The 23,534-nt window shown below is 34.9% G+C and carries 25 protein-coding genes; 7 read left to right on the forward strand and 18 right to left on the reverse strand.

The annotated features are described in order from the left end of the window. Position 1: 1 nt before the first annotated feature. Together QYS49_RS16110 and QYS49_RS16115 are read right to left on the reverse strand one after the other, a co-directional pair. Entirely contained in the window at positions 2-1,414 is a 1,413-nt protein-coding gene (locus QYS49_RS16110; protein ID WP_308348777.1) for an anthranilate synthase component I family protein, read from the reverse strand. Positions 1,415-1,831: 417 nt separating this feature from the next. After that, complete coding sequence (locus QYS49_RS16115; RefSeq protein ID WP_308348778.1) at positions 1,832-2,056, reverse strand: 30S ribosomal protein THX; 225 nt, start codon at positions 2,054-2,056, stop codon at positions 1,832-1,834. A gap of 139 nt (positions 2,057-2,195) precedes the next feature. Between QYS49_RS16115 and QYS49_RS16120 the strand changes: the two genes are divergently transcribed. The 7 genes from QYS49_RS16120 to QYS49_RS16150 all read left to right on the forward strand — a co-directional run bounded on the left by QYS49_RS16120 (position 2,196) and on the right by QYS49_RS16150 (position 8,948). Next, positions 2,196-3,167 carry a calcium/sodium antiporter gene (locus QYS49_RS16120; RefSeq protein WP_308348779.1) on the forward strand — a complete coding sequence of 324 codons (972 nt, stop codon included), beginning with the start codon at positions 2,196-2,198 and terminating at the stop codon, positions 3,165-3,167. A gap of 121 nt (positions 3,168-3,288) precedes the next feature. Continuing rightward, complete coding sequence (locus tag QYS49_RS16125) at positions 3,289-3,990, forward strand: C39 family peptidase (protein ID WP_308348781.1); 702 nt, start codon at positions 3,289-3,291, stop codon at positions 3,988-3,990. After that, positions 3,987-5,450, forward strand: coding sequence for a RimK family ATP-grasp domain-containing protein (locus QYS49_RS16130; RefSeq protein ID WP_308348782.1), 1,464 nt, complete (start codon positions 3,987-3,989; stop codon positions 5,448-5,450). Before QYS49_RS16125 ends, QYS49_RS16130 begins: the two co-directional genes overlap by 4 nt. Before the next feature lies 1 nt (position 5,451). After that, the gene (locus QYS49_RS16135) at positions 5,452-6,687 is read left to right on the forward strand and encodes a carboxylate-amine ligase (RefSeq protein WP_308348783.1); all 1,236 of its coding nucleotides are present in this window, start codon (positions 5,452-5,454) and stop codon (positions 6,685-6,687) included. 339 nt (positions 6,688-7,026) lie between these two features. Next, positions 7,027-7,734, forward strand: a complete 708-nt coding sequence (locus QYS49_RS16140) for an N-formylglutamate amidohydrolase (RefSeq protein ID WP_308348784.1) — start codon at positions 7,027-7,029, stop codon at positions 7,732-7,734. A gap of 331 nt (positions 7,735-8,065) precedes the next feature. Beyond that, entirely contained in the window at positions 8,066-8,683 is a 618-nt protein-coding gene (locus tag QYS49_RS16145; protein WP_308348785.1) for an alpha/beta fold hydrolase, read from the forward strand. Then, positions 8,655-8,948, forward strand: coding sequence for a hypothetical protein (locus QYS49_RS16150; RefSeq protein ID WP_308348786.1), 294 nt, complete (start codon positions 8,655-8,657; stop codon positions 8,946-8,948). Before QYS49_RS16145 ends, QYS49_RS16150 begins: the two co-directional genes overlap by 29 nt. A 47-nt stretch (positions 8,949-8,995) precedes the next feature. Here QYS49_RS16150 and QYS49_RS16155 read toward each other — a convergent pair whose 3' ends face one another. From QYS49_RS16155 to QYS49_RS16230, 16 genes are all read right to left on the reverse strand, one after another. Continuing rightward, positions 8,996-9,349, reverse strand: coding sequence for a DUF5615 family PIN-like protein (locus QYS49_RS16155; protein WP_308348787.1), 354 nt, complete (start codon positions 9,347-9,349; stop codon positions 8,996-8,998). Continuing rightward, positions 9,346-9,582: a DUF433 domain-containing protein gene (locus QYS49_RS16160; RefSeq protein WP_308348788.1), complete on the reverse strand. Its 237-nt coding sequence runs from the start codon at positions 9,580-9,582 to the stop codon at positions 9,346-9,348. The genes QYS49_RS16155 and QYS49_RS16160 overlap by 4 nt, the downstream gene beginning before the upstream one ends. Before the next feature lie 267 nt (positions 9,583-9,849). Continuing rightward, on the reverse strand, positions 9,850-10,929 hold the full coding sequence (locus QYS49_RS16165) for an alpha/beta hydrolase family protein (protein WP_308348789.1): 1,080 nt from the start codon (positions 10,927-10,929) through the stop codon (positions 9,850-9,852). Continuing rightward, entirely contained in the window at positions 10,926-11,576 is a 651-nt protein-coding gene (locus tag QYS49_RS16170) for an SdpI family protein (RefSeq protein ID WP_308348790.1), read from the reverse strand. Before QYS49_RS16170 ends, QYS49_RS16165 begins: the two co-directional genes overlap by 4 nt. Before the next feature lie 3 nt (positions 11,577-11,579). After that, positions 11,580-11,834 (reverse strand): autorepressor SdpR family transcription factor, encoded by a 255-nt coding sequence (locus tag QYS49_RS16175; protein ID WP_308348791.1) that lies wholly within the window; start codon positions 11,832-11,834, stop codon positions 11,580-11,582. Positions 11,835-11,999: 165 nt separating this feature from the next. Further along, entirely contained in the window at positions 12,000-13,484 is a 1,485-nt protein-coding gene (locus tag QYS49_RS16180) for an alpha/beta hydrolase (protein WP_308348792.1), read from the reverse strand. Positions 13,485-13,730: 246 nt separating this feature from the next. Beyond that, the gene (locus QYS49_RS16185) at positions 13,731-15,149 is read right to left on the reverse strand and encodes a T9SS type A sorting domain-containing protein (protein WP_308348793.1); all 1,419 of its coding nucleotides are present in this window, start codon (positions 15,147-15,149) and stop codon (positions 13,731-13,733) included. Between the two features lie 94 nt (positions 15,150-15,243). Beyond that, on the reverse strand, positions 15,244-15,855 hold the full coding sequence (locus QYS49_RS16190; RefSeq protein WP_308348794.1) for a Crp/Fnr family transcriptional regulator: 612 nt from the start codon (positions 15,853-15,855) through the stop codon (positions 15,244-15,246). 370 nt (positions 15,856-16,225) lie between these two features. Beyond that, positions 16,226-16,360: a zinc-binding dehydrogenase gene (locus QYS49_RS16195; protein ID WP_308351591.1), complete on the reverse strand. Its 135-nt coding sequence runs from the start codon at positions 16,358-16,360 to the stop codon at positions 16,226-16,228. 40 nt (positions 16,361-16,400) lie between these two features. Further along, positions 16,401-17,831, reverse strand: a complete 1,431-nt coding sequence (locus QYS49_RS16200) for a S41 family peptidase (RefSeq protein WP_308348795.1) — start codon at positions 17,829-17,831, stop codon at positions 16,401-16,403. A 237-nt stretch (positions 17,832-18,068) separates the two neighbouring features. Continuing rightward, entirely contained in the window at positions 18,069-18,731 is a 663-nt protein-coding gene (locus QYS49_RS16205) for a hypothetical protein (RefSeq protein WP_308348796.1), read from the reverse strand. A gap of 439 nt (positions 18,732-19,170) precedes the next feature. Next, complete coding sequence (locus QYS49_RS16210; protein ID WP_308348797.1) at positions 19,171-19,812, reverse strand: tetratricopeptide repeat protein; 642 nt, start codon at positions 19,810-19,812, stop codon at positions 19,171-19,173. 48 nt (positions 19,813-19,860) lie between these two features. Further along, positions 19,861-20,619: a hypothetical protein gene (locus QYS49_RS16215; RefSeq protein WP_308348798.1), complete on the reverse strand. Its 759-nt coding sequence runs from the start codon at positions 20,617-20,619 to the stop codon at positions 19,861-19,863. A 154-nt stretch (positions 20,620-20,773) separates the two neighbouring features. After that, the gene (locus tag QYS49_RS16220) at positions 20,774-21,691 is read right to left on the reverse strand and encodes a hypothetical protein (RefSeq protein ID WP_308348799.1); all 918 of its coding nucleotides are present in this window, start codon (positions 21,689-21,691) and stop codon (positions 20,774-20,776) included. 72 nt (positions 21,692-21,763) lie between these two features. Beyond that, on the reverse strand, positions 21,764-22,831 hold the full coding sequence (locus QYS49_RS16225; protein ID WP_308348801.1) for a phosphoadenosine phosphosulfate reductase domain-containing protein: 1,068 nt from the start codon (positions 22,829-22,831) through the stop codon (positions 21,764-21,766). Continuing rightward, positions 22,815-23,453 (reverse strand): hypothetical protein, encoded by a 639-nt coding sequence (locus QYS49_RS16230; RefSeq protein WP_308348803.1) that lies wholly within the window; start codon positions 23,451-23,453, stop codon positions 22,815-22,817. Before QYS49_RS16230 ends, QYS49_RS16225 begins: the two co-directional genes overlap by 17 nt. Positions 23,454-23,534 lie beyond the last annotated feature (81 nt).

Below are 23,534 nucleotides of genomic sequence, written 5' to 3' on the forward strand. Positions count from 1 at the left end.
CTTAGTTTTGGTGTTGATCAAATAAATGTTCTGCTTTTTCCATGGCTTTTCGCAAGGCAAAAAGTTTGTTATGCACTTCTTGTAATTCACTATCAGGGTTAGATAAAGCCACAATCCCAGCACCGGCTCGGTAGTTTAACTTATTGCCTTTGCTGACAAATGAGCGGATCACAATGGCATGATTTAAGTTTCCGTTCAAGCCAATTAAGCCAACTGCCCCACCGTATAAGCCTCTCCCAGTAGGTTCATATTTATTGATTAATTCCAAGGCTTTGTATTTTGGTGCTCCGCTCAACGTTCCTGCAGGAAAAGTGTCTGCCAATAATTTTACGGCTGATTTTTCCGGCACATCTGCTGTAACCTTACTCACTAAGTGAATCACATGAGAATAGAATTGAATTTCTTTGTAAACCTCCACTTTTACATTCTTTCCATGTTTTGATAAATCATTTCGACCTAAATCTACCAACATGGTATGCTCAGCATTTTCTTTTTCGTCATTCAGTAATTCTTCTGCCAATTTAGCATCTGCCTGATCATCTCCACTTCTTCTGTAAGTTCCTGCTATTGGGTTCACATAGGCTTTATTACCTTTCACTCCAACCTGAGCTTCGGGTGAGGAACCGAATAACTTATAATCGCCATAATCGAAATAAAATAAATAAGGAGATGGATTTAATGATCGTAAAGCACGATATACTGTAAATTCATCTCCTTTAAATTGCTGTGAAAAAGCTCGAGAGAGCACCATTTGAAAAACATCTCCTATTTGGGCATGCTCTATTCCTTTATTGATGATTTCTAAGAATTCTTCATCCGTCATATTGGTTTCTTCCTCTCCAACTTTCTTGAACTGAAATTGAGGAACCGAACGATTTAAAATCACTTGAACCAAATCATCACGATCAAAATCATATGTTTTCCCTAGCTGGTGTTCAAAAACATGCAACTCATCTTTAAAATGATCAAAAACTAAAACGAATCTGTAGAAATGATAGCGGAGGAATGGAATATCTTCCTGCACTTTTTCAAAATGGATGTCTTCAAAATACTGAACGCCATCGAAACCTGTTGCTCCGAAAAAACCACTTTCTTCAAAATCCTCTTGAGGAAATAAATCATCTGCCTCAAATTGATTAATGAAGGATTGCAGTTTTGAGGGCAAATCTAATTTACTATCCAGTTTTTCAGTATTGCTAACTCCTTCAATCTCGGTATAAAAAGAATCCTCTGTAGCTTTTACTTCAGCTATGGACTGCACTCCTATGTATGAAAAACTATTTCTTCTAGTATGATAGTCAGAGCTTTCCATTAAGAATGTATGAGGAAATTGATCCCTCAATCTGAGGTAAAGCGCTACCGGAGTGAATGAATCTGCCGGAAGTGTAATGTGTTGCTTTTTGATTTTGGTCATCTTTTAATTCAATTAATTTTATTTCAGAACCTGTCAGGTTTCTCCTAAACAGATTTAATGCTAATTTTTCACTTTTTGATTCCTAATGTTCCCCATTAAACCTGACAGGTTTAGTCAGAAAACAACTCATAAAAAAAGGCTTACCGAATGATCGGTAAGCCTTTTTGTTCGCAATTAAGCATGGCATATCCCTTCATCCGGTTTTAGATGTTTTCTTGTGCCACCACCATGCGTTATTTAATTTATTGATCATTTTCATTAATTCTAAGTCAAAAAAAAACCTCACTTGACAGCGAGGTTTTGAATATTTTATATACCAATGCTGTCTTCTAACTATTAGAAGTCCACCACCAGTTGATATTTGTATTTCTGTTTTGCATTTGCACAAATGTAAACGGCAAATTCAAATAAGCAAAATTATTTATCAGCTTTTTCTGTTTTTTTCTTTGCAGTTGTTTTTTTAGCTGTAGAAGTCTTCTTAGCAGTACTTGCCTTTTTATCAGGTTCAGCCTTTTTTTCTGCTTTTGGTTTTGCAGTTGTAGTTGCTGAATTATCAGAAGAGGCATTTGGTCTTGGCCTTGTATTTCCATAACTCCCTTTCCAGATTTTACCCTTTTTCGATTTTTTATCTCCTTTTCCCATAATGTTATACTTTTTGTTTCAATTAATCTCAATATAATTAAATAAGAATAATTAAACTATTTTAATAAAATTTTATAATTCTTGTTCCCAATATAAATACTTATGCTAACTTGATGAGCAAACATATATTTTATTCAATTTGGAACTATTACTGGATACGGCATTAATAATATTAGGATTTATATTATTAATTAAAGGGGCTGATTTCATGGTAAGCGGGGCTTCTTCTTTTGCCAAAAGATTTAATGTATCAGAAATTGCAATCGGCTTAACAATAGTAGCCATGGGGACTTCTGCACCAGAATTGGTGGTTAATTTAGTTTCTGGTGCCCAGGGTTTAGATGATGCAGTTTTTGGGAATTTGATAGGCAGTAATATTTTCAATTTATTTTTAATATTAGGTATTGCAGGCACTATTCGTCCATTAGTTGTTCAATCAGAAACCGTCTGGAAAGAAATTCCATTCAGCATGGGAATAGTCATAGTATTATTCATATTAGTGAATGATTCTTTTTTCTTTGGAAGTGAAGAAAACACATCCGGACTTGTGGATGGCTTTATTCTATTATTACTATTTGTATCTTTCATTTATTACGTTTTCTACAACGTTAAAAATAATAATCACATAATTGATGTGCCAGATGAAATTCCTGTTCACAACAATTGGATTACTTTATTAATGATTTTAGGAGGTATAACAGGATTGGTTTTAGGCGGGAAATTAGTAGTTGACAATGCCGTAGATATCGCTAGAAGCTTTAATTTGAGTGAGAAACTAATTGGGTTAACTATTTTGGCTGCCGGAACTTCTTTACCAGAATTAGCTACTAGTGCTGTAGCGGCTTACCGTAACAGAGCGGATATAGCAATTGGAAATGTAATAGGTTCTAACATTTTTAATTTAACCTTTATTTTAGGCATAAATTCAGTTGTTAATCCTTTGGTTTTTAATACTGAAATGAATTTTGATTTCTATGTATTGATAGGTGGTTCTATTCTCCTTTTCATATTCATGTTCACCTTAAAAAGCAAAAAGCTTGATAGATGGGAAGCCATACTATTTCTAGCTACTTTCCTAGCTTATATGACCTACATTTTCATCAGAAAATAATGGTTAATACCCCCTGACTATCAACAACTTAATATTTATTTTATTTTATCTTAAAAATAAATTACTTAAAAGAAACTAATCTGAATAACCAGCGTTATCGAATCAGTTTTGAACTACTAATTTGAAAAATAAAGCACTCCAACTGGACATTTCCAGACAACCCAATGACAGCACTTGTGGACCTACAAGTTTACATGCTGTCTATAACTTTTTTAATGAGGAAATAAGCCTTGAAGAAGTCATAAAATCCATTGAATATTTGGATGGTGGCGGAACACTAGCGGTAATGTTAGGAATTGATGCCTTAAAAAAGGGCTTTCAAGCAGAGATTATAACATTCAATTTGAAAGTATTTGATCCTAGTTGGTTTCAAGATGACAATATTAACTTAATAGAAAAGTTAAAAGAACAGCTAAGGTTTAAAAAGACTCCCAAATTTAAGCAAGCCTCCTTAGCTTATATTCAATTTTTGGAAAAGGGTGGGAAAATTACTTATAAGACCTTAAACAAAAATTTATTACAGTCTTATTTGATTCAAGACATCCCAATATTAACTGGATTGAGTGCAACCTATCTCTACAATGAGAAAAGGGAATTTGGAGAAGGACCGGTACTTTATGATGACATTAAAGGTCAGCCATCCGGTCATTTTGTAGTGTTGAGTGGCATTAATTATGAAAATAGCAGTGTTCAAGTAGCTGATCCATTACACGGAAATCCTTTTGATTCACAATTATACTCAGTAGATATTGATCACCTTATTTGCGCCATACTTTTAGGAGTAATCACCTATGATGCAAATTTATTAATTATAAATAAATGAAGATTATTATAACCGTCACTAGCCTAAAAGATTGGGATTTTGACATCCAAGATGTAGAAGTTGTCACGGGTAAGCAGTACCTGACCAATCCTGTTTATTCTAACTTAAAAAATGCTAGGGTTTTTAACCTTTGCAGAGATTACAAATATCAAAACACAGGTTATTATGTATCCTTATTGGCTGCTGCCAGAAAGCATAAAGCCGTTCCGAGTATTAATACCATTCAGGAAATGAAGACCCTCTCTGTTGTGAAAATATTGTCAACAGAATTAGATTCTTTAATCCAAAAGTCACTTAAAGATATAAAATCAGAAAAATTTATTTTAAGTATCTATTTTGGGAAAAATCTTTCCAAGAAATATGATGCATTAAGCGTACAATTATTTAACCTATTTCAGTCACCCTTTATTCGCGCCCATTTCACATTAAGAGATGGTAAATGGGCCATTCAGAATATTTCACCCATTGCATCTGGTGATATACCTGAAGACCATCAAGATTTTGTGCAAGACGCAACCAAGAAATACTTTGAAGCCAAAAAATTCAGCGTACCTGAACGAACAACTGCTGCTTATTCAATGGGCATTTTATGGGATCCCTTGGAGAAAACAGCACCCAGTTCAGAAAAGACTTTGCAAAAATTCATCAAAGCAGCTAATCAAAAAGGGATTCAGGCTAACTTAATTACCAAAGATGATTACAGTACCCTTTCTTCCTATGATGCTTTGTTCATTAGAGAAACAACAGCCGTAAACCATCATACTTTCCGCTTTGCCCAACGTGCAAAAGCGGAAGGATTAGTGGTGGTTGATGATCCTGAAAGCATTATAAAATGTAGCAATAAAGTCTATTTGGCTGAGCTGTTGAAAATGCACCAAATTGATGCACCTGAAACTATGATTATCCATAAAGAAAACATCAATATTGCACCTGATGTTTTAGGCTTCCCTATCATTTTGAAACAACCCGATAGCGCTTTCAGCCAAGGCGTGAGCAAAGCTGAAAATATGGTCGAATACAAAAAGAAGGTAGCTGATTTGTTGGAGAAATCTGATCTAATTGTTGGGCAACAGTTTTTGCAAACGGATTTTGACTGGAGAGTAGGCGTCTTCAATGGTGAGGCAATATATGCTTGCAAATACTATATGAGTAAGCAACATTGGCAAATTGTTAACTGGAATAAAAACGGGCAATACGGAAAGGTAGAGACTATGCCTGTGGAATTAGCGCCACCTGCTTTAATTAAGACAGCCGAAAAACTTTCCAAACTAATTGGAGAAAGTCTTTACGGAGTGGATATCAAACAGAAAGGCAATAAGTTTTTTGTAATTGAAATCAATGACAATCCTAATATAGATACAGGCGTGGAAGATGCTGTGCTGAAGGATAAATTATATAGTAAAATGATGGATGTGTTTTTAAGCCGCATCCAAAAATCTAAACAAGTGGTACTAATTTAATATGGAAGCAATAAACCCAACCAAAATCTATTCGCTATTTGAATGCATCGGAATAGAGTTGGAATATATGATTGTGAATCGGAAAACATTAATGCCTGCTCCTATTTCTGATCAATTGATTTTAAAAAAAATTGGGCAAATCACAGATGAACTTGAAAATGGAAGTATCAGCTGGTCCAATGAACTAGTTTTACACGTTTTGGAATTGAAAACCACTAATCCTATGCCTGGAGTAGAAGGATTAGCGCATGATTTTCATCAAAATATATTGGAAATCAATGAGATTTTGGAGCCTTTGGATGCTCAGTTAATGCCAACTGCCATGCATCCATTATTTAATCCAATTACGGATGTAAAATTGTGGCCACACGAGCGAAATGAAATTTACAGTAGATACAATCAAATATTTGATTGCAAAGGACATGGCTGGGGAAATTTGCAGAGTATGCACATCAACTTGCCTTTTGCCAATGATGAAGAATTTTATTTGCTGCATGAAGCGATAAGGCACATCATGCCTTTAATTCCAGCCTTAACGGCCTCCTCTCCTATTTTTGAGGGACAGAAATCAGAGATTTTGGATAACAGATTGGCTTTCTATGAAAAAAACCAACAGAAAATACCTTCTATTACAGGAAAGGTAATTCCCGAATCAGTGGCGAATAAGGCGGAATATGAAAAAGTAATTTTCAAAAGAATATTTCAGGATATAGCTCCTTATGATAAGGATAAAAGTTTACAGCATGAATGGCTGAATTCAAGAGGTGCGATTGCCCGATTTGACAGAAATGCCATAGAAATCAGAATAATTGATTTGCAGGAATGCCCAGCGGCAGATCTTGCTATAGCTGAATTTGTAGTGCAGGCTTTAAAATTTATCATTCCACGCATTAAAGAACATAACCCAATTGATGAATATGAGCTCTATGATATTTATAGATTGGCTTTAGAAAAAGGTGGAAAAAGCATGATCTCCAATGAAGACTATCTACAAATTTTCGATTTGGATAAAACGGGAAAAGTGAACATAGAAGATGTATGGAGACATATTTTCAAGCATGTTTATCTATCGGAAGATAAAAAAGACATCATTCAATATATTCTTGATAATGGCAACCTTTCACAACGGATCTTAGCAAACCTAAAGAATAAGGTGTGGTCGGATGAAAACATCAAAAAAGAATATGCGGTATTGGTGGATTGTTTGAAAGATAATAAGCTTTATGAGCTAAGGTAAGAATAGCTTTATACCGGAAAATTGATCCAGATAAATCGGGACAGAGATGACGCCCTCAATGTTCTTAAGTTAAGGAAATTTCCTTAACGACTTTTTCGCTAAAGCGAAAAAACTTTTGTTTTCTTTTGTCTCTCTCCCCGATAAATGCGGGACAGGTCGTGGTTGGAATTTGCTAAAGTTGATAAAGATTACCACCATTATTTGTTAACCACAAAAGATACAATAGAACACAAAGGAAAATAACCTTGGTTATTTTTTAGGATTACAGTGAACAATATGGCTTCAAGGCTTAATTTATTAGCATTGATGACAACATGATAATATTCTCAAATAAAAGTAATGACAAAGTTCATCTTCAGTTGTGAGCATGGGGGCTATGAAATCCCCGAGCTTTATCAATCCTATTTCGCTGGACAAAAAGCTGTATTACAAAGCCATAGAGGCTGGGATAAAGGTGCTTTGGAAATAGCAAAATACATTAGCCGAAGAGCAGATAGTAAATTGATTTCCAATTCTGTAAGCCGATTATTGATTGAATGTAATCGAACTTTGCAGCATGAAGATTTATTCTCCGAATTTTCTAAAATCATGCCTCATGATATGCTTAAAAATCTGGTGGAAGAATACTATTTACCCTATCGAAATTCAATAGAAAGAAAGATAGAGCAACATCTACATCATAATCATCAAGTGATTCACCTCTCTTTTCATAGTTTTACGCCTGTTTTAAATGGCGAAACCAGAAAAACGGAAATCGGAATTCTTTTTGATCCTGCCAATAAGCTAGAGCAAGAATTTGCTGAAGCCTGGAAAGCAAGTATAGAAGAAAAAATGGATAGCTGGAGGGTAAAATTCAATTACCCCTACAAAGGCACTGATGATGGATTAACGACTTATTTCAGAGGTAAATACAAAGAAAATTATGCGGGCTTAGAGCTGGAAGTCAACACGAAATTGATGGATTGTTATCCTATGCACCAAATAAGCAACTGGGTCTTCCCTCCTATTTCTTACCACAAAGGGAAAAAGGATAAAAAGAAAGCCTAAGGCTTAAATAACCGCAAAGGCGCCAAGACGCAAAGAGAATTGGAAAGCCTAAGGCTTTTGATTTAACCACAAAGGTCCAGAAGAATTCACAAAGTTTCACGGAGAAAATATTTACAATTCTTAATTTTTCTTTGCGAAAACTTTGCGCCTTGGCGTCTTTGCGGTTAAAAATCAGCCTTTGGCTGACCTATTGTTTTCTTTTGCCTCTTTTGCGGTAAATAAAAAGCTTTAGCTTTCCTCTGCGTTCTCTGTGAAAGTCTCCGTGTAACTTTGTGGTTAAAAAAAATGTGATTTATTATGCATGCCTACTAGTTTTTATATAATTTCAGGCATGCAATCAGAAAGTCTATTTATTGAAAAGGAAAACTACAAACTTCACCTCAAACGATTTTACACAACGGAGAATGCTCCTTCCGTATTTCTAGTTCATGGCAGCATAGAAGACGGCAAGATATTCTATTCCAAATCAGGTAAAGGCTTTGCGCCTTTCTTAGCTGAAAATGGTTTTGATGTTTTTGTAGCCGACTTAAGAGGAAGAGGAAAAAGCACCCCACATCCAAGTCGAGATAATAATTTCGGAATGGAATCTGCATTTGAAGAAGACATTCCTGATTTCATTGAAAAAATAAAGAATATTACTGGAAAAGAACCCGATCATTGGATCTCCCACAGTTGGGGTGGTGTGCATTTGATGGCTTATTTGGCTAAAAATGAAGCGCCCACTTTAAAATCTATGGTCTTTTTTGGAAGCAAAAGAGATATACGTGTGCAGAATTTTAAAAAGTGGTTGATTGTAGATTTATTATGGTTTGGCTACTGCACATTCCTTGCTAAAACGAAAGGTTATTTACCCGCCAGACAGTACAAAATAGGCAGTGCTGATGAAGCCAAAGACTATTTTTCTGGAAGTGAACAAATGGGTGCGCTCGAGAGACTGGAAAGACCTTAGAGACGGCTTTGATTATGCCGCTGCACTGCAAAGCAAAACGCTACCGCCTATTCTTTCCATCACAGGTGCCAACGATAAGCAAATCGGTCATCCTGTGGACTGCAGGCGTTTACTAAAAGAAATTGGTGATCAAGATAACTTCACTTTCAAAGTAATAGGCAAAAAGCAAGGCTATAAACACGATTATGATCATATCAATTTGCTTACGCATAGAGATGCTAAAGATGATCATTTTCAGGAGGTTTTAGAGTGGCTGAAGGGTTAAACTTAGCACGCGTTTAGCTTTGCAACACGCGCTATGGTAGTCTTTTCTTATTTATGCTCGGTGATACCATCATTACTTAACTCAATAAAGCTACTTCTCTCCAACGCATTCTTTATAATTAAGGAGTTATTTCTAAACAAGTCAAATAATTGTTTATTCTTCAGATTTCCAGTTGTGATTAAGAATAGCTTCTTTGGTTTCCCTAAAGTCATATTTGAGTGGTAAAAGTCAAAATCTTTGGTTACCACAATAAGGTTTTCACGATCAGCAAACTCAGTAATTTCTAAATCAGGTGTTTCATCTCCTTTAGGAAGTTCATCAACATGGATAGACTCCAAACCAATTTGGTTAAGAATTTCGCATAGCTTTACTGGAAGTTGTGCATCCACAATTAACTTCATACAGAAATTTTAGTGTAGCTCGAATACTTCGTTATTTTCCTTGCATACTCCAAACATGCCAAAATATCTTCTTCTTCCAAATTAGGATAATCTTCTAATATTTCAGCATGCGTTGATCCTGCAGATAAGAGATCAAGGATTAGATCTACTGTATATCGCTTCCCTCTAATAGTTGGTTTACCATGACATATCTCAGGGTTGATTGTGATTCTATTGATATGTGAGTTTTCCATATGATAAAGTTACGAAATATTAATTTAATTCGTTTTTATAGAGACATTTATTAAGAAATAAGGTGCTTAAGAAAAATCTAAATTCAAAGTAATAGGCAAAAAGCAAGGCTATAAACACGATTATGATCATATCAATTTGCTTACGCATAGAGATGCTAAAGATGATCATTTTCAGGAGGTTTTAGAGTGGTTGAAGGGTTAAACTTAGCGCGCGTTTAGCTTCGCAACGCACGCTATGGTCGAACGGAGCTGATTTTCAGGTAAATATCATTTGGTTCTTTCACCTATCCATTCGGTAATAATGTTTAGTGCTATTGGCGAAAAAGTTTGTTCTATTGACGCATACTCATTTGGCAAACCTGTTTCGCTTTCCTGAAATAAGTGATTGAGACTTTCTAACTCCTTCACTTGAACATCTCTATTTCCACCTTCAGAAAGTGCTTTCTCAATTGCTTCCAGATTTTCTTTAGCCGGCACTTGCAGATCATTCTCACCATTTATCGCTAACACAGGACAGTCTACTTTTTGAAGCACTGGAGCGGGATCAAATTTGATAAAATCTACAAACCATGGTCTCGACATTTGTTCTGCTATGGTTTTTACTTGTTGTTCAGGAATCATCCCACCAAATTGGGTGGTAAAGTATTCAGTTAACTTTTGCTGCAATTGCTCCTTATTCCTGTCAGAATTTAATATGATGGTATAGACTCCTTCCATATTTAATTGGGCTTGTGCCACTACTTCTTCCGGCACTCCCATTTTTCGTTCAATGGAGGCTTTCTGCAGGAGCATCAATTCATCTCCCCTGATACCAGAACCCGCTAGCAATACTATAAAAGCGACTTCTTTTTCTCTTTCAGTAGCCACAATTGGTGCTATATTTCCTCCTAAACTATGACCCAACAATCCAATTTGTTTCCTATTGATCTTTTTATGGGCTTTAAGATAGTCTAAAGCACTTTTAGTATCCTCTACAAAATTACTAATTCCGCTTTCATTATAGTTGCCCTCAGATTTAGCAGTACCTCTGTCATCAACTCGAAGAACAGCTATACCATTTCTAGTGAGGTGATCCGCAATGACCAAAAAAGGCTTGTGGTTCATCAGTTCAGAATTTCTGTCTTGTGGGCCGCTCCCACTGATCAGAATTACAGCTGGAAAATCAGCTCCCTTTTTAGGATAAGTCAAAGTACCCGCCAGTGAGATTCCGTCAATCGTATTTTGAAACACTACTTCTTCTACTTCATAGCTATAGGGTGCTTTTGGTTCTTGTTCCCTAATGGCCTGAGCATTCACTTGAAAGCTTAGAACAAAAATTACTAGTATATATAACCCTCTCGTTTTCATGATAGTTGATTTTTAAGCTTCCGGAATTTTAAAAAAGAATAGATTACCGGTACAAGACTTATGATAAGCGTGATGGACATAAAAACAATAAAGTTAATTTGCTTCTCGAAGATAAGGCACGACAAAACCACCATTATACCTCCAATGAACCACATCTTGCCCGCCAGTTTATGAGTAGCTTTCCATACCTCTTCGTTCTCCAGAGTCCATGGAGTTCTAATTCCTATAAAGTAATTGGCTTTTATTGTTTTAAAGTAATTCCCTAGTATGAAGTAAAGCAAGCCAACCCCTAGCAGGAGGTAGTTCGGGTTCGTGACAGATCCACTATTTGCGGAATAAATAATAAATAGTGCAAGGATGGATACAAAGGTGGTCAGCAAAAATCGAATACTATCATACTTTCCTCCCATTTTCTGGAGCTTATTTTTAGGATCGATTTTAGGGACAAGTAATAGTAAAAAATACGTCAGAACAGGCAATAATAATATAACGAGAACCAGTTCTGTTTTATCACCATATCGGTTCACTTCCCCTTGCAAATTCCAGTGCACTGGCACTTTATTAGGTAAATCATTCCAGACATACGCTAGATATACAATCGGCAATAGCACAATCGCAATGAGTGGTAGTTCTTTTTTAAGCTTCATAGTTTATTTTTTTAAAGTCATAATCCAGTTCATTAAATCTTCCAGTATTGTGGTATTGAGTGAGTATTCAATAAACTGTCCTTTTTTCTCACTCGTGATTAAGTCTGCCCTTTTGAGAATATCAAGATGATGCGAAATACTTGGCTTGCTCATATTAAATCGTTCAGCAATTTGTCCGGCATTCAAATTCTGATCTTTCAGCAGCTCTATTATTTCGCGTCTGGTTTCGTCATTAAGGGCTTTAAATATTGAATTCATTCATTTAGGTATTTAGACAAATATCTAAATAACTTGACGCAATTCAAAAATAAACACCTAATTAATTGAAAATTAAAGATTTATCGACTTTTCAAATATATCAAGCTAAATTCTGATTGCCAGCCATGTGGCTGGCAATCAGAATTTCATTCAAAGTTTGTCAGTTCAGAAAGAACCTTCGCGTACATGGGTAGAATCTCCGTTATGAACCTTCATTTCCAAGGCCTCATACTGCTTTGCTATATTTTGTGTATTTACTTTTTCTTCATTTAGTAAATGCTGCTCGAAGAAACTATCCACGAGTTTCGTTACGATTTCTATACCCAAATAAGGATCAATATCGCCAGTACCTGCCAAAGCCTTAACTGGAATCATGAAAGGAATATCCATGAAATTAGGGTGACCGGAATTTAACAACTTTGTTTCGTAGAAATAGTCAGTGCTTTTATTGATGTAAACATGTGAATTCATATCCTCGTGATCTGCCGGCCAATCCGCTGAAATGTATAGATAAGGGATTTGATAAGTCGTATCGATCATCTCACCCCATTGAATACCGTCTAAGTTCGCTGCAGCTTTTATTCTTTCATCTTGTATGGCCAATCGTCCTACTGACCCTCCTCCTACTGAATGCCCGAGTGCACCTATTTTATTCAAATCTAGTTTGTTGGCAAAAGGTCCTTTGCTATTCCATTCCTCTAATAAATTCAATACAGATTCCATATCTTTCGCCCATCGGCCCTGAATATCTTTCTCAAAATAATTTCGAATAGCCGGAGCCGCTATTTGATGTCTTTTTTCATAGCTAATTCCATCTTTAAATGCTTTCCTCATAGGATCCAAAAGTTCAGCATTCCATTCTGAAATTTTTTGCTGATACCCATAATCAAAGAATTTCTGCCTACCATCAGGGAAGCTGGCACCTAAGCTTTCGTAGGTATGATTCATATTAATGATGATATAACCTTGACTTGTCAGCTCAGTAAGCAGTGCATAATAGCCTGTCGCTTTGGAACCATAACCATGTGAAAAAAGTAGTACAGGGAAAGTGCCTTCCGCAACGGGCAGATCAGGATAAACAAAAGTTTTGACATGATCCAAAAAATTCAGCGCGTTAGCTGGCAAACCATATTTTGTGGCAAAACCTGCTCTACTACTTGGATCTATATAGCTTTCTCCTTCTAAATCATCGGTCTCAGCATTACTCGGGTACCAAATTTTACACAGAAATTCCCGTTTATCGCTTTCGTCCTCGGTAATCTTCTCAGGCCTATCTGTTTTTACATGGATTAGTTCTGTACCTACTTCGTATTTACCTCGTGGTTCCGGTAGATCAAAAACAGGTAAAACCATAGGCAGAACCCAAGCTAAAATGGCGAAAATCGAGAATAGTATATAGCCACTTACTCGTAAAAAGTTTAAACGAGCCGGTTGTGAAATATCAACAGCTTTTATTCGCCACCCTACTAGCAGCAGCAGAAAATAAACAGGAAACATTTGCCAACGCGCCCCATCAATCAGCAGATGCAAAGCCAACAAAAGCAATAGAAAAACTAAAATATAATTGGATCGAAACTGTAGTAGGATTTTCCTTTTGACAAAAGGAAGTACAGTGACCACCACTAGCAAAATGATTTCAAGAGTTCTCATAAGATTCTGAATTTGATTGTATTATTGTTTTTACAAATATAGAGACATGCCCTCTTTAACACAATATAGAGTACCTTCTGAAAATGGTTATCTATCGACTGAAAAGGTCTCTTTAAAAAAATCACTTTATTAGAAAGGCATATTTTTTAAAATACAGTAAGAGAGAACTCTTTTTCCCATAGCATATGATTACACGATCATCTTAACCTTCACAACGCGCTTGAGCAGACATACTTTCTAAACAGTCTATTTAACAATAAGCTTTCCTACGTACTCTTGATTGCCAAACTCAAGGCAGTAAAAATACATGCCTTTTTTCAAGGTATTAATTATTATTTTCTCATTATTTTTGATAGGTTCAGAGAGCATTTTAGTTCCGTTTATATTATATAGGGTAACATTTGCATCTTGAAAAGTTGCTTTAAAATTAACGCTAATAAATTCCGAAGCAGGATTAGGATATACTCTTAAGGGGTCACCATACTGACTACCTTCTATTTTTGTAACCACTTCTCTTTCATGAGTGGAATAATAAAATTTTGCTACACCAAATTTTTCAGTTTGATTACTATTCAACTTCAATCGACCTGACTCTATACTTAAGATTTTATGGTGAAAAATAGACTGCGGATAAGAATTTAAAGTTGAGCTAGGTAGCAACATTTCATCATTACTTACTGAATAATCGAAATTCAACAATTCCACTACGGTACTAGGATTAGTATCCCAGATCTGCCTTCGGTACTCAACTAATTCGTCTTCATCGCTATAAGAATACTGAACGGCATTGATTGAGTCCCATACATTTTGATTCTTATTCCATTCAAAATTAATACGAGCACTTATGTCTCCCGCCTCATTATGGTATTGGATAAATTCTCTTGACGATGGAATAAAACTACCAGGCAAAATCTCCCAAGTTAAAAAAGTTATTTCCTCAGAATTTTGGCTCTCATTGTATTGATGACTAGTACTGGAAAATGGCCTCCAATCCCCTATATTATTACCTTGAAGCCAAGGCTTAATATAAGTGCTATCATGCAATAATTGGCCTGCATCATCATAATAAAAAGTTGTGATTCCAATATTTAACCATTCCCTATTTTCTAAAAAATTATATCTATATACAGAATCTGATACTAAAAGATTCTCGCTACTATAAGTGTAAACATTCCTTTGTTTATAATGCCATTCACCTGATTTAAAGAAGCTTTCTGTTTTTTCAATTAACTTATTATTGACATTATAAGCGTATTGGATTCGATTTCCAGTTCTTCCTATTACGTGGAATTCTCTTATTTTAATATGATTTGTCTCATTGTACTCTTTTATTTCTTTCGTTAAATCAAGCCATTCATTGCTACTTTTATCCCAGACAGACTGAAGGATAAGAGTATCGTTATAATTGCTATCATAAGAAATGCTGAGCTTATGTAAGGGCTTATTCCATTTCTCAACTTCTTCATCATATCCATATCGAACGATACTATCGAGCTGCTGATATTCAGCTTGCCTTGGATCTATGGGGAATGAATGCTGCATCTGCTGATTTACTTCGAAAAAAGGTGACTTGAAATCTGGATTTGCTGGCAGATCCAAGACCTGACTGATTGCTGATATATGAGTAAATATACCAATTGCCAAAAAAACGACTTGTCTAATCATTACTATCTAATCTTTACTAATTTACGAGTGCAAACATGCTCATAAATTCTATATGTAAAGTTGTCTCCAGATAACTTCGTGCAAAATGCTTTATCTACAATCCTTCTTTCATCAATTTTCTCTTTTCATTGCTATACTGCTGAGGGGTCATATTTAAATAACTGGCTATATATTTATCAGGGGTATCTTTTATCATCATATGGGCACGACTCACTGTTTCATGGAAAAGCCTTAGTCGCTTAGTAGGATTTTTATATTGGAGTAAAAACATTCGGTTTTCACGATCTAACAAAATATTTTCATATACTTTAAACATAAGATAAGCGAACTTACTATTAGTCTTTGCTAGCCAATCTATATCCTCTTTCATCATATATACAACCTCAACATCTGTAATAGCTTCTTGGATTTCCAGTGAAGGTTCCTTGCTTAGATAGCTTTTTAAACTGTTGAATGACAAGCCTTTGGGTGTGATATTAACGGTTTTGGGTTGATCATCTTCATATATATACTGATGAACAACACCTTCTACCACTACATTTGCCTTTGTTTCTATCTCTCCCTCTTTTAGAATAGAATCGCCTTTTTTGTAAGATTTTTTCTTGATATATGGACCCAATAGATCATAAATTTCATCGTCCAATGGTATCACTAAACTAAAAAAATCAAATAGAACCTGACCTTCAACTGTGTTATTGTCTTTCATTGAACTTCATGTTTTGACTGTAGATCTAATAGTTTCGACTGTATTCATCCTGCTTTTAATAGTCTCTCATAAAACGTAAAGAAGGATTTGCAACGCTTAAAAAACGAGTTTGTTTACATGCAAAAGTATATAAAAACATCTTTAATTCAATTAAGCAAATTCAATAACTTGCTAAAAAAAATCCATCATTCTTCCCCCAGATTCTAAATAGTTTGCTTTTCAGCTAAAGCTCGTTTTTTCAAATCTCTTAGATATTCTGTGCTTGACAGTGAAATCAAATTATAATAAACTCCTGCATACTATTACCGCAGAAAAACAATTAATTCTGATTCACTATTTATGGACATTTTGTTCTTCATAATTAGCTACATTATTTGACTGAAATTGCCACATTGCCAACCTTATGTCCAAGTTCCACATATTGGTGTGCCTCCACAATCCTTTCTAGCGGAAATATCTTGTCAATAACAGGTGCTTCGCAACGCGCGCTATGATAGAAGATGATTTAATAGGAATCAGGCTAAACCAATCTACATTAAGCAGTTTTATTGATTTTGAAGCAGCTGCTTCATGTGTTCGATTGCATATCGTAATACATCCGTATCATCCTCTACATAAACATCCGGAGCAATTCCGTAAGGATCAATCGGATTTTCTTCTACATCTCTAGCTCGGAAAGATGACGGATAAGTCAACTTAAAGCATCCGATTTCAGTAGTTAGTCCATTAAAGCCATCTACTACTCCTTTTGTATTCTGACCGTATACCACTACTTTACCGCTTTGATTAGCCTTATACACAAAAGTCTCTCCCGAACTACCTGCATTAGTAGCCAGTAAGATTACTTTCTGAGGGCCGGAATATAGCGTGTCCGCTTCGAGGGTGGAGGAATAGCCTTCTGTCTGATAAAAAGCAGTGCCTTTTAAAGACATCACAAAATCGTATAACTGCCGTTCTTCTTCCGTAAAATCTTCCACAGCTTTACCCTTTAAATCACTTTGCTCCAGGAATCTCTTAATATTATCATCACTCATCCATAATCCTGAATTTGGCACTTCAACGGGGCCATCCAAAATATAAGGCAAGATAGGATAATAGACTCCATCATTGCCACCACGATTATCGCGAACGTCTACAATAATAAAATCAGCTGCTACTAATTTCTCGTGATTGGCTTTCATAATGCTATCAACATGGGCTGCATCTACCGTATAAAAATCGGGGAATCTTAGGTAAGGGATATTGTCCACTTCTGTAAAGTGGAATTGATCATACTTGCGCTTTATTTCAGAATCAGCAGTCATATTTTTACTTTCTGGCCAGATTTTAGTCCAGCTTCTATAGCTCCCAAAGTCTAATTTCTCTATGCTCGTTTGCTCCGCTTTCAGCTGTTCTGGCGAATGATCGCTCATGAAATACGTTGCCTGAAAATTCGACCCGAAATCAGTGCTAAGTTTGAATTTTATCTCATTCTTCTCCCAATTTTCGCTTTGGCTTTCCAATACAACTCCAACAAAATCATCTTCATTTTTTGAAGGATTTGGGATAATGGCTACTCGATACCCACTGTTTTGCCATATTCCAAGTACCGGATTTTGTCCATAGGCTTTTTTCTTGTATTCTGATTTAAACTTAACTTCCGTAATGGCTATTTTTTCATGATTATCCTCCCCTGTAGCATTTAGCTGGATATAATTGTGTTTGTCTCTAAAAAAATCTAACCAACGCTCCAGCACTAATTTACACTCCTGAAGTGACTCCGCTTGCTGCGCCTCAGTTCTCATGATATCGGTATGCGCTTTGTATAAAGCTCTATTGTCATCTGTAACTTTAAACTGAAAGAGTGAGTAATTTTTCTCGTAGATATTGACCGTTTTTTCAAATGATTCTTCACAATCACAGTTTTGCGCTTGTAAGGAAAAAAGCATAGAAAGTGACAAAAAGAAGGTTAAGGTCGGTTTTAAGATAGTTTTCATAGGGTCTTGCTTACTATATGTTTGGTTCTTTGCGTTTAGAAACGCTAAACATAACATTTTATAAAGTTCTCCGCAATATGAACTGTTAAATAAATTGATTTTATTTTTTCGAGTGCTGTGCACTCAACTTCTCTCAGCCTATTCAATCAAAATAAGAGAATGCTTATTGGAATTATAAAGGAGGTAATTTTGATTGGCTAGCATGTGGAACATGCTAGGACTAGGGCGATGCTTGTATCAAAAAGAATGAATCAAATTCTCTTCTCCAATTATGGTGTCTAATTTGTACATTTCTCCAAGGGATATAGCAAAGTCTCTCGAGATAAGTTCTTGATAGATTGTGTCATTTTCTGATAAATACTTTTCGCCTTTTTGATCCTCTAATATTCTTACTTTAGTATGATTAATTTTCAGTTGTTGCGAGTCAAAATCAATTTGATAGTTCCATTTATCAGCGTTCCTACCAAAATTGGAATTTAACTTTGTATTTATGAAAATATGAATTTGTTGTAAATAGAAATCATCCTCAATGTATTTGAAAGTTTCGGTATTCTTCTGTTGTGAAAGACCTGAAGGATTAAAGTTTTGTTGAACAATTAGACTTGAAAGTGAATCTATCCCCACAACAGTATTTTTAAAATCAGCAATCTTATATCCCTTTATTAATTCCCAGTGATCATTGCTCTTTCTGTAAATTTCGAGCTCCATAAAATTACAAGCAGTATCAAACATTGAAAGACAGTCCGATTTTTCGTTGCTCTTGTTCACAATAACTACTTCCATTATTGAGTCATTGTCTATGTTGATTTTAAAGTGCTGATCATACGGCTCCTTACTTTTAAGAAATTCCTCAACTGTTATATCTGTAGAATCTGAATCTTCAACTTTTCTATTCTGCATGTTATTGTTTGTGCAGTATGAGAACATCGTAAAAATTAATATTATTCCAATTCTATTGATTAACAATTGTTTTAATTTATACATAATTCCTTCTTCCTAGTGATAGTGTTGCATTATCTATACTTTAATCCAGCAACATGGACATTATAACTAAAATCACCAAAAAATCATTATTAAATGCTAAAACCTCCACCATGCAGACATGGGAACGAGGATGACAGAAAAGATGGCGACCAAAAGATTGTTATCCATTTGATTTGATTTTGAGTTACTGAAAAGACTCAACTTTTTTACTGTGCAATTTAATGTTTTTTGGAAAAGGTTTATTGGTATTGGAAGGGAAGTAATCGTGCTTAACCACCCTTCATGGAGTGTACATGGGCCAGCGAAATAACTATTTTGATTGTTTCATTAAAGCTCCACAGTGAAAGTTAAAAATTTAATCACAGTAATTAGACATATATTGCTTTGCAGTAGTAAATCCATTTTCAGAAGCTTTGATCCAATCATTACAAGCCTCAGCCTTTCGTTTCAAGTAATAGTAGGCTATTCCTCGGTTTGCATAAGCACCATAAAATTCAGGGAATTCCTTTAAGGCTTTAGTATAATTTTGCGCGGCTTCTTTATACTTTTTTAATTTCAAATAGCTATTCCCTCTGTTAAAAAAGAGTAAATATTTTTGAGGGTTATCATCTTTCACAAAATGGATCGCTTTATTATATTCTGAAATCGCTTCTTTTAGTTTATTTTGATTTTGATATACATCACCAGTAAACATATAAAGGTCAGCTTCCTCAGGGTGGTACTGCTTTGCGTTTGTATAGGCTTCAAGAGCACAATTATTATCCTCTAATTTTAGACAGGCGTCAGCAAGATTATAAAAATAAATAATTTGTGAGTTATCGAGTTCTATGGCCTCTTGAAATTGTAAAATCGCTTTACTATACTGACCGTTCTCCAATAAGGTATATCCTTTGTTATTAAGCGTGCCAGCCTCTTTTTGTGTTTGGTATAATTCTTCAACATCTTGAGAGTATGTTGTTCGGGCTAGTATAAAAAAGATCAAGATAAAAACTTTCATAAATAATAAATCTTAGACATGATTATGACAGAATGTTATGCTCAGTATTTACCACCACTTAGCGTTTTCTACTTCTCTTGCTTTTTGTGTTTCAGGTTTATCAGGATCACCGAATTGATCTAAGTAGGTTTGCCAACCTTTGTTCATGTACTGATCATTTGGGAAGAATTCACCCGCGCCCATATCGAGATCCCCACTTTCTGGGATTCTATAGTCACCCCAATTACATTGGTATTCTTTTCCAGTTTTATAACTTATCCAATAGCCGTTAAACATATTGTTAGAGTAACCATCTGCTCCAATCATCATTGCATCATATTCAACTTCGTTTTCTTCGTCTATTAGCCAGTATGAATGGAATATACCTTCAAATTTGCCAGAGCCGTTTTTCTTGGTGTCTTCATAAAAACTATATGTGCCATTAATTTTGCCGTGAGTAAATTCTGGATATTCATGTCTTATTAATTCCTCAATCTCTTTAATTTGAATTATCCCTTGAAAAGTAGAAATATTGTCTTTGAGTTTAGTTTTACCAAAAACAAAATATTCAAGGGGATTATTGGTATTTTGAACTACAGAAATAAAATGAATGTAAAACCTTTGATATGAATCACCAAAAAAACCTATTGGTTCTGTTCTTTGAGATTCCTGTGTTCTATCATCGGTTTTAAATTTTTCACCAATAAACACCTTACTAAAGTCCAGTGTTTTATTTTCAGTTGTTTTGTCAATTAAGTTGTTGCTATCTTGACTAAACATAGGAAGAGAAAAGAAGTGTAAAGTAAGTAAGACTATTATTTTATTCATAGGTTAGATATATTTAGTACAACGGTGATAACATGGGGCTCATGGCATTTCAATGCTCCAAACTATCAAACCGCTATATATTTTATTAAATGTGAACATACTCAATTTTAGAACTATCTGCCAAATCACCTATATTTATTGTTTTGGGAAGTATTTATTCAAATTCCTTATCTATTTCATCAATCATTTCTTGCAACTCTTTAAAGTTACTCTCCAAAGCATCAATAAAAATAGAAAGTTCAAATTCATCACTAATCTTGTTGTCAATTAGGTCTCTTTTGAGTCGATTAAATATATAGTCTAATTTCTGAGTTGTATATTGAACTCCTTGTAAAGCTTCAATAGTGAAGTAACGATCTTTAATTCCTTCTTTTACTTTATTATACCCTTCACAAATTATATCAAAGTTCATACCTGCTAAAGGATAATCACGACCAACATTTTCATAAAGTTTAGAGAATTCATAATGAAAATCATTATGGATAAAATCAGCTAGCTTTTTACCTTTAAACTTATTCTTATGTTTTTGAAAGTCAGATTCCAATTTTCCCATTGTCTCGGTTAAAATATTTTTAATAAGGTCATCTTGTGTCTCTATGCACTGTATGATATTTATGTCCTCAAATTTTGATGTTTCTCCAGTTTTTGGATAATAAGAAGCTAGAGTAAATCCACTTTTTTTAATTGATGCCCTTCCAATGAAATGAAAAGATTTATCATTTCCTCTTTTTGTGGGATGACCAATTGAATTATTTCTATGCTCTCTTATTTGGTATAAATCCGGATATTCTGTTTTGAAATTAATTGTTTTATCATATAGTGCCGAAAGCAGATTATTTGCTGCGTCCTGTTGAATATTTAAGGCTTGCATTACTCCATAGATAAATAGATATCCACCGTTATTTGAAGAAAAGTCTTCAAGGTTTAAATATGAATCTATTGCCAATTGGGTATCTTCAATTGCGTCAAGAGAAGTCCATAACTTATTCCATTTAATTCTATCTTGGAAGACCAATTCTCTTTTCCATGGATGATTACATAAATCTCTAATATTTCTCGAAAGTTCTTTCATCGTATTTTACCCACAACGGTCTGCATATGGTTTCATGGCATCCCGCAGGGTGCTATGCACTATATACCTTGTTTAAGCCGTTTTTTCAATATACTTTGGGTTGTCCATATCTTTTTGCCATAGTTCCTTAATCTTTTTAATTTCTTCATTGCTTATTAAAACCATTTCAGATTTTGATTCGGCTTCTAATAATCTGTCCAAAATAATTCTCCTTCCTTCAAGTGTAAATGGACCTAATCCCTTTTGACCATTTCTTCTTTGATTGCACCTGTATTCTGGATTGTCTCTAAAAACTGAAATCCAATTTCTGAATTCGTGTAAGTGAGTAAGTTCAGAATACCCATTTTCAATCATTTTTGAAATTGATTTATCCTTCCGCACTACTGTACATGTCCAACATCCGAACCTACTACTCCCGCATGATTTACCTGGTAATTCTCTGTAAACAGGGCATTCAGAGCCTGCGTCTTTGTAAAGTTCCCCCTGTTTTTGTGAGTCTATACTATTAGGAAAATCATTGAATTTTAATGTTGCCCAAACGTCTTTTAATGAATGATGAATTATTGGACTAAAAATTTGGTTTCTTGTTGACCCATTTTGAGTTAGATAATATTCTGATTTTGAGTGTTTAGAAATGGTTCGATCTCGTTGTTCACTTTCACCGTTTCTAATTCCTAGCAATATTGTTGCTTTTGGGTGTTGATCAATGATTTGCTTGACTGGATTTATTCTAAGTTTATCAGTGCACCACCTAAATATATTCGTAGGTGTTGGATAACCTCTGCCAATAACTTTTACAAAAAACCTATCCACTAGTTTAGGAATAGCAATCTCATATTTTAAAGGGAGCCCTAAATCAGAGCATTCTACTTTTAAGCTTTCGAAAGTGTCATAAACATATTCTGTAATAATTGGATTTTCCACACCTGTGTCGCAATAGATAACTGTTATATCCTTGTGGAAAGTATCTAACTGGGATAATGCACCAATTACTAATTTCAGTAATGCTGAGGAGTCTTTTCCACCACTATAACCCAAATACCACGGACAATCGTCTTTAAGATATTCCTGCTTAATGATGTCAATGGCATTTTGATCCTTAGCAAGAACCGGAGTTAAACAGTTATTGCAAAATCTCATCTAGTTTTTCTTTTAAAGTTTTCACATAGTGTGTCTCGATATACTCGAGTTGGTCGTTTGATAGGTTAAAATGTCGAAATATGGTTAGTATATGAAATAGGATTGATAAAAGCCCAATGCCGGCTAACAATATACCAGTCATCCAAATACTTGAATTTTCTGTGGGTACCCCAATTCCAATATAGATAATTGAAGCAAAAATGGAAATCAAGAATACATCAGCAGTTGAAGTCCATAATATTCCGTTTGAGTATACCAACTGACTTTTTGCAGTAAGCGAGGCATCATTGTCTACTATATTGTAAAAAATGTGCTTTAGTCTTTTTTGTTTCAAGAAATTAATTTGCTCTTGTGAGAGTTCCCTATTGTATATTTTCAATAATGAGCTTGTGATATTTAAATCTATTTTTCGATGTGAATAATTTGTTATGAAAAATCTAGTGTCGAGCATATTATAAACGGCTCCAAGAACAAATGCAGGAATTATTAAAAGGCTATAAGCCAACCACCCTTCGCCAATTTTGTATTCTATTCCCATTTGATAAAATAAGGGAAGAAAAGCAAGAATTAATGCAAGTCCAGGAATTAATAGTCTCAGAGATTTTAGTGTTTTTCTTTCCATAGTTTAATGGCTTACAACGGTCTCGGGTATGAAACGTAGGGCATTTCGAAGCACTTTCCTGTCCGCCCGAAACGAACTTTA

It is taken from the genome of Marivirga salinae, from assembly GCF_030503855.1.
GTDB lineage: Bacteria > Bacteroidota > Bacteroidia > Cytophagales > Cyclobacteriaceae > Marivirga > Marivirga salinarum.

Coding starts and splice junctions, on each gene's coding strand:
- QYS49_RS16200 (WP_308348795.1), bottom strand. CDS start 17,831: ATGAAAACTATCTTAAAACCGACCTTAACCTTCTTTTTGTCACTTTCT.
- QYS49_RS16175 (WP_308348791.1), bottom strand. CDS start 11,834: ATGAATTCAATATTTAAAGCCCTTAATGACGAAACCAGACGCGAAATA.
- QYS49_RS16215 (WP_308348798.1), bottom strand. CDS start 20,619: ATGAATAAAATAATAGTCTTACTTACTTTACACTTCTTTTCTCTTCCT.
- QYS49_RS16210 (WP_308348797.1), bottom strand. CDS start 19,812: ATGAAAGTTTTTATCTTGATCTTTTTTATACTAGCCCGAACAACATAC.
- QYS49_RS16205 (WP_308348796.1), bottom strand. CDS start 18,731: ATGCAGAATAGAAAAGTTGAAGATTCAGATTCTACAGATATAACAGTT.
- QYS49_RS16185 (WP_308348793.1), bottom strand. CDS start 15,149: ATGATTAGACAAGTCGTTTTTTTGGCAATTGGTATATTTACTCATATA.
- QYS49_RS16140 (WP_308348784.1), top strand. CDS start 7,027: ATGACAAAGTTCATCTTCAGTTGTGAGCATGGGGGCTATGAAATCCCC.
- QYS49_RS16110 (WP_308348777.1), bottom strand. CDS start 1,414: ATGACCAAAATCAAAAAGCAACACATTACACTTCCGGCAGATTCATTC.
- QYS49_RS16130 (WP_308348782.1), top strand. CDS start 3,987: ATGAAGATTATTATAACCGTCACTAGCCTAAAAGATTGGGATTTTGAC.
- QYS49_RS16160 (WP_308348788.1), bottom strand. CDS start 9,582: ATGGAAAACTCACATATCAATAGAATCACAATCAACCCTGAGATATGT.
- QYS49_RS16145 (WP_308348785.1), top strand. CDS start 8,066: ATGCAATCAGAAAGTCTATTTATTGAAAAGGAAAACTACAAACTTCAC.
- QYS49_RS16155 (WP_308348787.1), bottom strand. CDS start 9,349: ATGAAGTTAATTGTGGATGCACAACTTCCAGTAAAGCTATGCGAAATT.
- QYS49_RS16220 (WP_308348799.1), bottom strand. CDS start 21,691: ATGAAAGAACTTTCGAGAAATATTAGAGATTTATGTAATCATCCATGG.
- QYS49_RS16180 (WP_308348792.1), bottom strand. CDS start 13,484: ATGAGAACTCTTGAAATCATTTTGCTAGTGGTGGTCACTGTACTTCCT.
- QYS49_RS16165 (WP_308348789.1), bottom strand. CDS start 10,929: ATGAAAACGAGAGGGTTATATATACTAGTAATTTTTGTTCTAAGCTTT.
- QYS49_RS16115 (WP_308348778.1), bottom strand. CDS start 2,056: ATGGGAAAAGGAGATAAAAAATCGAAAAAGGGTAAAATCTGGAAAGGG.
- QYS49_RS16225 (WP_308348801.1), bottom strand. CDS start 22,831: ATGAGATTTTGCAATAACTGTTTAACTCCGGTTCTTGCTAAGGATCAA.
- QYS49_RS16135 (WP_308348783.1), top strand. CDS start 5,452: ATGGAAGCAATAAACCCAACCAAAATCTATTCGCTATTTGAATGCATC.
- QYS49_RS16230 (WP_308348803.1), bottom strand. CDS start 23,453: ATGGAAAGAAAAACACTAAAATCTCTGAGACTATTAATTCCTGGACTT.
- QYS49_RS16170 (WP_308348790.1), bottom strand. CDS start 11,576: ATGAAGCTTAAAAAAGAACTACCACTCATTGCGATTGTGCTATTGCCG.
- QYS49_RS16190 (WP_308348794.1), bottom strand. CDS start 15,855: ATGAAAGACAATAACACAGTTGAAGGTCAGGTTCTATTTGATTTTTTT.